At 39.3% G+C, this 3,018-nt stretch carries 3 protein-coding genes; 2 read left to right on the top strand and 1 reads right to left on the bottom strand.

What is annotated here, in order from left to right:
- Window positions 1–1,163 (bottom strand): cystathionine gamma-synthase family protein (locus ACE1TI_RS21495; protein WP_375009558.1); only part of this gene is annotated, 1,163 nt, incomplete at its 3' end.
- 213 nt (window positions 1,164–1,376) lie between these two features.
- On the opposite strand from ACE1TI_RS21495, the gene ACE1TI_RS21500 reads away from it, so the two are divergent.
- Together ACE1TI_RS21500 and ACE1TI_RS21505 are read left to right on the top strand one after the other, a co-directional pair.
- Window positions 1,377–1,664: a PucR family transcriptional regulator ligand-binding domain-containing protein gene (locus ACE1TI_RS21500; RefSeq protein ID WP_375009559.1), complete on the top strand. Its 288-nt coding sequence runs from the start codon at window positions 1,377–1,379 to the stop codon at window positions 1,662–1,664.
- Window positions 1,665–1,802: 138 nt separating this feature from the next.
- A partial coding sequence (locus ACE1TI_RS21505; RefSeq protein ID WP_375009560.1) for a PucR family transcriptional regulator occupies window positions 1,803–3,018 on the top strand: 1,216 nt, incomplete at its 3' end.

Consider the following 3,018-nt stretch of genomic DNA (forward strand, 5'->3'; position numbering starts at 1 on the left):
TCTTTAATTAAATCTTGTGTATCTTCTATTCCCACAGAATAGCGGACTAAACTTTCCGGAATACCAAGTGAAGCTCTTTCTTCAGGAGTATTTTCTACATGACTGGTCGTACGCGCCGGCCCCACTGTTGTTTCTACCGCCCCTAGATTTGCCGCTCGATTGGCATATTTAAGCTTTGGAAGAATTTCTCGTACAGCATCCAATCCGCCTTTCATAGAAAAACTGAGCATTCCGCCAAATTGCCTCATTTGTTTTTTGGCGATATCATGACCGGGATGGTCTTCAAGGCCAGGATAGAAGACTTGGTCCACTTGCTCATGAGATTGTAAATATTTTGCAATTTTCAAAGCGGAATCACACGATTGTTTTAAGCGCAGATGTAATGTTTTCATCCCTCTGAGTATGAGATAAGCAGCCATCGGGTCCATCGTTGCTCCGTTAATTTCTCTGTAATGATAAATTTTTTCTACAAGTTCTTTTTGGCCGCAGACTGCTCCGCCTAGTGCATCAGCATGCCCACCTAAAAATTTGGTAGCACTGTGGATGACTAAATCCACACCATATTCAAGAGGATTTTGATTAATTGGAGTAGCAAAGGTATTATCAACGAAAACCAGAGCGCCAACTTCCCGTGCTGCCTTTACCATTCTGCTTATATCCGTAATTTTCACCGTTGGGTTTGTTGGTGTTTCGAGATATAAAACATTGCAGCCTTTTCGAACTTCTTTTTCAATCTCTTCGTGGTTCCCGGTTTCACATAAGGTTACTTCGATATTCATTTGCGGAAGAAACTCACTGAATATTTTATTTGTTCCTCCATAGGTATCTTTTATAGAAACTACACGATGACCTGGTCTCAAAAAAGTGGCCAATGAATTGCTGATTGCCGCCATACCAGTTGAAAAGCTTGTCGCTGCTTCTGCACCTTCTAGCTCTTTGATTTTTTGTTCAAACGATTCAACGGTGGGATTCGTGTTCCGTCCATAAATGTGCCCTTTTTTGTTTCCGACAGCAACTTCATACCAATCATCAAGGTCATCATACGTGTATGCTACACTATGAACTACAGGGACCTGGCTTGCACCATGCACTCTGTATTCTTTCTCCCCTGCCCAAACTGCTTTTGTTGAACGTTCAATGTTTTGTTCATTATATTTTTTCATAGGAACACCCCTTTATCGAAATACTTCATTTTTTCTTACTTTTATCTTATTAAATGAATGAGAGGATTCCATTCATCAAATTGTATGAAACTGATCTTTCGCAACCTGACAATGTGGATGAAAGGTTTTCTAGCAAGCAGTTGTGCTAAAATAATAAAGTACCCGCGTGACTATATAATCATATAAATCCTATCGACCTCGGGGAGGGATCATATGTTTTCTGTAAAAGACGTACTTCAATTACCTATTATGGAACAAGCTAAATTAGCTGCTAAAGCCAAGTCTGGATTACAGACCCCGGTCGAATGGGTGTCCATTATTGAAATGCCGGTAGAAAACTTTGTCAGAAAAAATGAGTTTGTCCTCTCAGCTGGAATTGGCTGTGAACATGATGAAAATAAATTGCTTGCTTTTACAAAAGAGGTAATGGATGCCGAAGCGGCTGCTCTTGTCATTGCGACAGGCAGATACATCCGCACTCTCCCTGATAAAGTCATTTAATTTTGTGAAGAGGACGGCTTTCCTTTAATTGAGCTTCCATGGGAAGTCAGATTTGCCGATGTAAGCCATGCAATATCAACAGCATTGCACCAAAAAGAAAGAAGTCTAGTTGAATATTCAGATAAAGTGCGAAAAGAAATGTTGGAAATTATTTTAAAAGGTGAAGGTATTGCGAAAATTGCTTCTTACCTAAGACAGTCTCTTCGTATGCCGGTTGTCATTACAGATCGAAGAGGTATTGTAAAAAGCAAAAGTAAATACGCAAAAGCTTTAGAGGAAAAGTGGAATGCTCATTTATTACAACAGGGAGATCCGTTATACTTTCAGCATGATGACAGTACAGAAACCATTTCTCTTCCTAACAATATGAATTGGATTCATACAGACAGTATTACTATACTTCAGCTCGGCATACAAAGCGCCCGTGAGATTCAAGGCTTTCTTTTAATTGAATGGCCTGACCATTTACAAGAAGATGAGGTTTTTTCTGAACAAATTCTTATACTACTAGAACATGCAGTCACCTCTTCTGCTTTATGTTTCCTTCATGATCAAGCTGCGCTGGAAACCGAAATGAGATTAAAAGATGATTTTGTGTGGAGTCTGGCGAAAGGAAAATTCGAATCGAAAGACTCAGCCCTTTCAAGAGCTAAATCATTAGGCTACAATTTAAAGGTTCCTTATTTGTGCCTGATTGCAAAACCTGAAAATCTGTCTCTTCTTTATGATCAGGAACCTTTTGGCAGCATGTCTTTTGAAAATTGGCTTAAACAACTTGGAGATATGCTTGAAGAGGAAGTGTATCATGCGGGCAGAACGATGCATCTAAAAACCATGTCTACTTTCCAAAAAGAGGAACTTATCATTTATGTAGAATTGCTTTCAGAAAAAAGTATCGAAACCGCTTATCCATTTATAGAATTGCTACAATACAGAGTGAACCAAAAATGGCCGCGACTTGTTATTTCCTGGGGCATTGCCAAAACTTCTGGTGAAGATTCCTTTCATATAGGTTTTCAAGAAGCAAACTCTGCTTTAGACATTGGAAGAAGACAAAAAGGAGAAGGGTACATCAGCACATATGCTGACACTCGATTTGACCGAGCATTATTGGCATTGGCAGAAAATGAAGATCTGAGAAAAATTACAGATATTATTATTGCGCCACTGCAAAAATATTCACGCGAACGAAATATTGACCTGGTACACACATTTATTGTTTATAACCGGAACAGAGGGAATGTCAGCCAAACAGCGAGAGAACTGAATCTGCACAGGCAGTCATTATTATACAGGCTTCGAAAAATCGAAACATTAACCGGTTGCAACCTTGTTAATTCAGACGATACGTTTT

The sequence above is a fragment of the Alteribacillus sp. JSM 102045 genome, assembly GCF_041949975.1.
Classification (GTDB): Bacteria; Bacillota; Bacilli; order Bacillales; family Marinococcaceae; genus Alteribacillus.

What these genes read in the sequence shown, in the direction of transcription:
- ACE1TI_RS21500 (WP_375009559.1), top strand. Translation starts at nt 1,377, where the DNA reads ATGTTTTCTGTAAAAGACGTACTTCAATTACCTATTATGGAACAAGCT.